This window comes from Marinobacter fuscus (assembly GCF_003007675.1).
GTDB classification, from domain to species: domain Bacteria; phylum Pseudomonadota; class Gammaproteobacteria; order Pseudomonadales; family Oleiphilaceae; genus Marinobacter; species Marinobacter fuscus.
In genome coordinates, this window is record NZ_PXNP01000024.1 from 1 (window position 1) to 7,374 (window position 7,374).

General features: G+C 54.0%; 4 protein-coding genes, 4 tRNA genes and 2 rRNA genes. All 10 read left to right on the forward strand.

The genetic code is table 11. The features are described 5' to 3' along the window. The first annotated feature begins 199 nt into the window (after positions 1-199). Positions 200-3,091 (forward strand): 23S ribosomal RNA (locus tag C7H09_RS07365). A 101-nt stretch (positions 3,092-3,192) separates the two neighbouring features. Next, positions 3,193-3,307: ribosomal RNA gene (gene rrf / locus C7H09_RS07370) — 5S ribosomal RNA — on the forward strand. Between the two features lie 128 nt (positions 3,308-3,435). Continuing rightward, on the forward strand, positions 3,436-4,401 hold the full coding sequence (locus C7H09_RS07375) for a biotin--[acetyl-CoA-carboxylase] ligase (RefSeq protein ID WP_106761963.1): 966 nt from the start codon (positions 3,436-3,438) through the stop codon (positions 4,399-4,401). Continuing rightward, positions 4,401-5,132 carry a type III pantothenate kinase gene (locus C7H09_RS07380; RefSeq protein ID WP_240616529.1) on the forward strand — a complete coding sequence of 244 codons (732 nt, stop codon included), beginning with the start codon at positions 4,401-4,403 and terminating at the stop codon, positions 5,130-5,132. Before C7H09_RS07375 ends, C7H09_RS07380 begins: the two co-directional genes overlap by 1 nt. A gap of 248 nt (positions 5,133-5,380) precedes the next feature. Next, positions 5,381-5,767 carry a hypothetical protein gene (locus C7H09_RS20185; RefSeq protein WP_240616528.1) on the forward strand — a complete coding sequence of 129 codons (387 nt, stop codon included), beginning with the start codon at positions 5,381-5,383 and terminating at the stop codon, positions 5,765-5,767. A gap of 31 nt (positions 5,768-5,798) precedes the next feature. Next, positions 5,799-5,874 (forward strand) — tRNA-Thr (locus C7H09_RS07390). Between the two features lie 38 nt (positions 5,875-5,912). Next, positions 5,913-5,996 (forward strand) — tRNA-Tyr (locus C7H09_RS07395). A gap of 10 nt (positions 5,997-6,006) precedes the next feature. Then, positions 6,007-6,081, forward strand: a tRNA-Gly gene (locus C7H09_RS07400). A 12-nt stretch (positions 6,082-6,093) separates the two neighbouring features. After that, a tRNA-Thr gene (locus C7H09_RS07405) sits at positions 6,094-6,169 on the forward strand. A gap of 51 nt (positions 6,170-6,220) precedes the next feature. Continuing rightward, positions 6,221-7,374: elongation factor Tu (tuf, locus tag C7H09_RS07410; RefSeq protein ID WP_106761966.1), on the forward strand; the 1,154-nt coding region annotated here is incomplete at its 3' end.

Sequence of the window (7,374 nt, forward strand, 5' to 3'; positions counted from 1 at the left end):
CTTTCTGATCACTGGGTCAGATTTGCTCTTTAACAAATTGGACGAGATAGAACAGAATATTCTTCTCTCATTATCTCCGAGAGAAGATTGTTCAAAGTGATAGCGATTTCAAGCGTTATCCGGTGTTATCGTTGAGGTTGTTGATGAAACAGCCACAAGAGATTGAGTTCCTCGGAACCCAGTTATCTTGGGGTTATATAGTCAAGCAACTAAGCGCATACGGTGGATGCCTTGGCAGTCAGAGGCGATGAAAGACGTGGAAGCCTGCGATAAGGCTCGGGGAGCTGGCAAACAAGCTGTGATCCGGGCATCTCTGAATGGGGAAACCCACCGATCTTCGGATCGGTATCTTGCACTGAATACATAGGTGTAAGAGGCGAACCAGGGGAACTGAAACATCTAAGTACCCTGAGGAAAAGAAATCAACCGAGATTCCCTCAGTAGCGGCGAGCGAACGGGGACCAGCCCTTAAGCTGAACAACTGGTAGGAGAAGGCTCTGGAAAGTGCCGCCATAGTGGGTGATAGCCCCGTATCCGAAACCTGAGTTCAGTGAAATCGAGTAGGTCGATGCACGAGAAACATTGACTGAACATGGGGGGACCATCCTCCAAGGCTAAATACTCCTGACTGACCGATAGTGAACCAGTACCGTGAGGGAAAGGCGAAAAGAACCCCTGTGAGGGGAGTGAAATAGACCCTGAAACCGTATGCGTACAAGCAGTCGGAGCAGACTTGTTCTGTGACGGCGTACCTTTTGTATAATGGGTCAGCGACTTATGTTTAGTGGCGAGGTTAACCGTTTAGGGGAGCCGTAGGGAAACCGAGTCTGAATAGGGCGAATCAGTCGCTAGGCATAGACCCGAAACCGGGCGATCTATCCATGAGCAGGTTGAAGGTTGAGTAACATCAACTGGAGGACCGAACCCACTGTCGTTGAAAAGCCAGGGGATGACTTGTGGATCGGAGTGAAAGGCTAATCAAGCCCGGAGATAGCTGGTTCTCCCCGAAAGCTATTTAGGTAGCGCCTCGGACGAATACCACAGGGGGTAGAGCACTGTTTGGGCTAGGGGGTCATCTCGACTTACCAACCCCATGCAAACTCCGAATACCTGTGAGTACTATCCGGGAGACACACGGCGGGTGCTAACGTCCGTCGTGAAGAGGGAAACAACCCAGACCGCCAGCTAAGGTCCCAAAGTACCAGTTAAGTGGGAAACGATGTGGGAAGGCTCAGACAGCTAGGAGGTTGGCTTAGAAGCAGCCATCCTTTAAAGAAAGCGTAATAGCTCACTAGTCGAGTCGGCCTGCGCGGAAGATGTAACGGGGCTCAAACTGGTCACCGAAGCTGCGGCTGCATACTCTGTATGCGGGGTAGGGGAGCGTTCTGTAAGCCTGCGAAGGTGTGTTGAGAAGCATGCTGGAGGTATCAGAAGTGCGAATGCTGACATGAGTAACGATAATGCGGGTGAAAAACCCGCACGCCGGAAGACCAAGGGTTCCTGCGCAACGTTAATCGGCGCAGGGTGAGTCGGCCCCTAAGGCGAGACCGAAAGGTGTAGTCGATGGGAAACGGGTTAATATTCCCGTACCTTGGATAGCTGCGATGGAGAGACGGAGAAGGCTAGGTGAGCCGGGCGACGGTTGTCCCGGTTTAAGCGAGTAGGGAGAGGACTTAGGCAAATCCGGGTCCTCAATCCTGAGACGTGACGACGAGTGTCCACGGACGCGAAGTCATTGATGCCCTGCTTCCAGGAAAATCTTCTAAGCTTCAGGCTATTCGAGACCGTACCCCAAACCGACACAGGTGGTCAGGTAGAGAATACCAAGGCGCTTGAGAGAACTCGGGTAAAGGAACTAGGCAAAATGGTGCCGTAACTTCGGGAGAAGGCACGCTGGCGTGTATGTGAAACCCCCGCGGGTGGAGCAGAAGCCAGTCGAAGATACCAGGCCCCTGCGACTGTTTATTAAAAACACAGCACTGTGCAAACACGAAAGTGGACGTATACGGTGTGACGCCTGCCCGGTGCCGGAAGGTTAATTGATGGGGTTAGCATTCGTGCGAAGCTCTTGATCGAAGCCCCGGTAAACGGCGGCCGTAACTATAACGGTCCTAAGGTAGCGAAATTCCTTGTCGGGTAAGTTCCGACCTGCACGAATGGCGTAACGATGGGGGCGCTGTCTCTACCCGAGACTCAGTGAAATTGAAATCGCCGTGAAGATGCGGTGTATCCGCGGCTAGACGGAAAGACCCCGTGAACCTTTACTATAGCTTCACAGTGAACTTTGAGCATGCTTGTGTAGGATAGCTGGGAGGCTTTGAAACCGGGACGCCAGTTCCGGTGGAGCCAACCTTGAAATACCAGCCTGGCATGTTTGAGGTTCTAACTCTGGCCCCTTATCGGGGTTGAGGACACTGTGTGGTGGGTAGTTTGACTGGGGCGGTCTCCTCCCAAAGCGTAACGGAGGAGCACAAAGGTGGGCTAAGCACGGTCGGACATCGTGCGGTTAGTGTAATGGCACAAGCCCGCTTGACTGCGAGACAGACACGTCGAGCAGGTACGAAAGTAGGTCATAGTGATCCGGTGGTTCTGTATGGAAGGGCCATCGCTCAACGGATAAAAGGTACTCCGGGGATAACAGGCTGATACCGCCCAAGAGTTCACATCGACGGCGGTGTTTGGCACCTCGATGTCGGCTCATCACATCCTGGGGCTGAAGCCGGTCCCAAGGGTATGGCTGTTCGCCATTTAAAGTGGTACGCGAGCTGGGTTTAGAACGTCGTGAGACAGTTCGGTCCCTATCTGCCGTGGACGTTGGAGATTTGAGGAAAGCTGCTCCTAGTACGAGAGGACCGGAGTGGACGAACCTCTGGTGTTCGGGTTGTTTCGCCAGAAGCATTGCCCGGTAGCTATGTTCGGACAGGATAACCGCTGAAAGCATCTAAGCGGGAAGCCCCTTCCAAGATGAGATCTCCCCGAGGCCTCGAGCCTCCTGAAGAGCCGTTCAAGACCAGGACGTTGATAGGCCGGGTGTGTAAGCGCTGCGAGGCGTTGAGCTAACCGGTACTAATTGCTCGTGCGGCTTGACTATATAACACCCAAGATAATTGCGGATAACCTGCGAAATCGTTCATCACAGCGGAGTGAAAACTCCCATCTTCTATCCCGTCCAACCAGTGATCAACCGATTTGCCTGACGACCATAGCGGTCTGGAACCACCTGATCCCATCCCGAACTCAGAAGTGAAACAGTCCTGCGCCGATGGTAGTGTGGCGTTGCCCATGTGAGAGTAGGTCATCGTCAGGCTCCTAATACAAACCCCAGCTTCTATGAAGCTGGGGTTTTTTTTTACCTTTATTTCTCTCGTGCTTTGCATTGCTGGTGCGGGCTGGTGTTTAATCCGCGTTGGTCTGTAAATAGCTGGAAATTACTGCATGAAACTCAATAGCCTTCTCTCGATTCTGGCTGATCAGGAAGTTCATTCCGGAGAATCGCTTGCCCGGGAGCTGGGCGTATCCCGCACCGCGATCTGGAAGCAGGTTCGCAAGGCGATGAGTGAAGGGTACGCGATCGAAACAATTCGTGGTCAGGGCTATCGATTGTCCGGCAGGGTAGATCTGCTCGACCGCCAGGTGATTCTCCGGCAGCTTGAAGACAATCTGGCCAGCCAGATAGATCTGGAGATTCTTGGCGAGACTGACTCTACCAATGCGGAGGTCGCACGCAGACTGGCGCGCGGGCAAAGCCGGATTCCTGTCATCCTCGCTGACTGTCAAACTGCCGGGCGGGGGCGCCGGGGCAGAAACTGGTCGAGTCCGAAAGGCCAGAACCTTTACCTCAGCTTAGGGCTTCCGATAAAGGGTGATTTCACGTCACTGGACGGTTTAAGCCTCGTTCTGGGTGTTGCGGCTGCTGAAGCGCTGGAAAGTATCGGCAAGGCATCGATAAAGCTTAAGTGGCCGAACGATTTGTTTGCCGAAGGCCGAAAGTGCAGTGGCATTCTTGTCGAGATTCAGGGCGAACTGCAGCAGGGCTATGTTCAGGTCATTGCCGGTATAGGAATCAACGTGCATATGCAGCAGGCCGACGAAGTCGACCAGCCCTGGACTAGCCTGGATCTGGCATGGCCAGGAATCACCTGGATCCGGAACTCATTGGCGGCAGCCATTATCGAGGCAATACTGAAAGCGGTGTCGACGTTTGAGGAAGAAGGCTTTGAGCCGTTCAGAGAGCTTTGGCAGGCCCGTGACCTGTTCAGGGGTAAGACTGTGGCGGCACGCGAAGGCCAGTTGAAAGGCGTTGGCGCAGGCGTTGATTCCCAGGGCAACTATCTGCTTGAGGTCGATGGCAGCCAGGTTGCGGTTCGAGCCGGAGATATAAGCTTGAGGGTTAAGCCGTGATGCTGTTGATTGACTGCGGCAATACGCGGGTCAAGTGGCGTCTTGCCGATATGGACGGTCGGGCTGTATCAGAGGGTTTTGGCAAGCTTGATGAGCCTTATCTCTTTGCGGAGATGGCTCGCCAAGACAAAGCTATACTTGGCGTTTTCGCATCAACAGTGGCGCCTGAGCCCACACAAAAGGCGTTACAGGACGCAATAGCCCGTATAACTTCTCAGCCTGTCCGGTTTTGTTGGAGCGAGGCGGTAAGGGCCGGCCTGACGAATTCCTACGAGCATATAGAAAAGATGGGTGCGGATCGCTGGCATGCCATGCTGGGTGCCTGGGCGGATGCCGGAGAGGGGCTCGTGGTTATAGATGCCGGGAGTGCTGTTACTGTCGATTATGTCTCTGAGAATGGCAGACATATTGGGGGCTATATTCTCCCTGGGCTTCAGATGATGCAAAGGAGCCTTCATCTTGATACGGCAAGGGTTGGTTTTGAGCCAAACTCTGAATTGTCATCTCGGCCGGGTATGAGTACCGATCAATGCGTGAACCATGGTCTTGCCTGGTTGAATACGGCTTTGTTCGAACGTGTGATGAACGACGCAAAAATCTACGGCCTGGATCGTGTCTATCTGACCGGCGGTGATGGGGGGCGCTATCTTACTCTGGGTTGTGAGGCCCTGTTCCGCCCAGGGCTGGTGTTGGATGGCCTGATGGTTCGGGCGCGTCAGGAGATGAGTTAATGGCACGGGTGGCATTTATCCTGCTTTTGCTCAATATCGGCCTCTGGATTGGCGCTGCCAGGTTATCTGCCCCCCTTTCAGTTATCGCCCATTCAGGTACTCTGCCGAGGGTGGGCAGCCTCAAGCCGGTATCTGCTGCCGATCAGTCCCGGGCGCAATGTGTAGCATTCCGGCTTGGCTGGTTTGATACCCGGGCGAAAGCAGTCGAGGCCCTGGCCCGTTTGCCAGTCCCGGGCCAGGTGCTTGCCATGGAGCGTGAGCTCCCGCCGCTGAACTGGATACTGATACCTCCTCAGCCATTTGAGGCCGCGCGCAATCAATTCCGAGAACTCTACCTGGCGGGAGTCGACGCTTACATTGTGTCCGATGGCGAGTATCGCAATGCAATCTCTCTGGGGCTGTTTGAGTCTGAAGCGGCAGCCAATGCGGTTTTTGAAGAAAAAAAACGGGAAAAGTTGAATGTAGTGCTGGCAAAGTTCCCCCGAAATCGTTTAGGATACGCGCTCGCTTTTGAGGTTGGCCCTGACGTAGAAACTCAGTGGCTTCAGTCGGTTGAAGCGGACATTGAGCGAAAGTTCGAATTTATTGAACAAAATGCCTGCAAAGGTGTTGCAAGCTCAAAAAAAAGTCCGTAGTATACCGGCCTCGCTCATGGAGCGATTGTGAGCTGGCGTAGCTCAGTTGGTAGAGCAGCTGACTTGTAATCAGCAGGTCGGGGGTTCGATTCCGTCCGCCAGCTCCACTTTAGTTTTAAGCGGGTTCGCGCATGCGAATTTGTTTGGAGGGGTTCCCGAGTGGCCAAAGGGATCAGACTGTAAATCTGACGCGAAAGCTTCGCTGGTTCGAATCCAGCCCCCTCCACCACTAATTGCTCGCGGGCATCGTATAGTGGCTATTACCTCAGCCTTCCAAGCTGATGACGCGGGTTCGATTCCCGCTGCCCGCTCCAAATTGGTTTAATGCTCATGTAGCTCAGTCGGTAGAGCACATCCTTGGTAAGGATGAGGTCACCGGTTCAATTCCGGTCATGAGCTCCACTTTTATCCGGTCAACGTTACGATCCTGATCGCTGAAGGGGATTGGTCAAAATGTCTAAAGAAAAATTTGAACGTAGCAAGCCGCACGTAAACGTAGGCACCATCGGTCACGTTGACCATGGTAAGACCACTCTGACCGCTGCTCTGACTCGTGTATGCCACGAAGTTTGGGGTACAGGTTCTGCCAGTGCTTTCGATCAGATCGATAACGCACCGGAAGAGCGTGCGCGTGGTATCACCATCGCGACTTCGCACGTTGAGTACGATTCTCCGAACCGTCACTACGCCCACGTTGATTGCCCGGGTCACGCTGACTACGTAAAGAACATGATCACCGGTGCTGCCCAGATGGACGGCGCGATCCTGGTTTGTTCTGCCGCTGACGGCCCCATGCCGCAGACCCGTGAGCACATCCTGCTGTCCCGTCAGGTTGGCGTACCGTTCATCGTTGTGTTCCTGAACAAGGCTGACATGGTTGATGACGAGGAGTTGCTGGAGCTGGTCGAGATGGAAGTTCGCGATCTGCTGAGCACCTACGACTTCCCAGGCGACGACACTCCGATCATCACCGGTTCTGCGCTGATGGCGTTGGAAGGCAAAGACGACAACGAAATGGGTACTACCGCTGTTAAGAAGCTGGTAGAAGCTCTGGATGACTACATTCCTGAGCCGGAGCGTGCGATCGATCAGCCGTTCCTGATGCCTATCGAGGACGTCTTCTCTATCTCCGGTCGTGGTACGGTTGTGACCGGTCGTGTTGAGCGTGGCATCATCAAAACAGGTGACGAAGTGGAGATCGTGGGTATCCGCGATACCACCAAGACAACCTGTACTGGTGTTGAGATGTTCCGCAAGCTGCTGGACGAAGGTCGTGCCGGTGAGAACATTGGTGCCCTGCTGCGTGGTACCAAGCGTGACGACGTAGAGCGTGGTCAGGTTCTGTGTGTACCTGGCTCCATCAAGCCGCACACCAAGTTTGAGTGTGAAGTGTACGTACTGTCCAAAGAAGAAGGCGGTCGTCATACTCCGTTCTTCAAGGGCTACCGTCCGCAGTTCTACTTCCGGACCACTGACGTAACCGGTTCTTGCGAACTGCCGGAAGGTGTTGAAATGGTAATGCCGGGCGACAACGTGAAAATGGTTGTTACCCTGATCGCTCCGATCGCCATGGAAGATGGCCTGCGCTTCGCGATCCGCGAAGGTGG

What these genes read in the sequence shown, in the direction of transcription:
- C7H09_RS07375 (WP_106761963.1), top strand. Translation starts at nt 3,436, where the DNA reads ATGAAACTCAATAGCCTTCTCTCGATTCTGGCTGATCAGGAAGTTCAT.
- C7H09_RS07380 (WP_240616529.1), top strand. Translation starts at nt 4,401, where the DNA reads ATGCTGTTGATTGACTGCGGCAATACGCGGGTCAAGTGGCGTCTTGCC.
- C7H09_RS20185 (WP_240616528.1), top strand. Translation starts at nt 5,381, where the DNA reads ATGGAGCGTGAGCTCCCGCCGCTGAACTGGATACTGATACCTCCTCAG.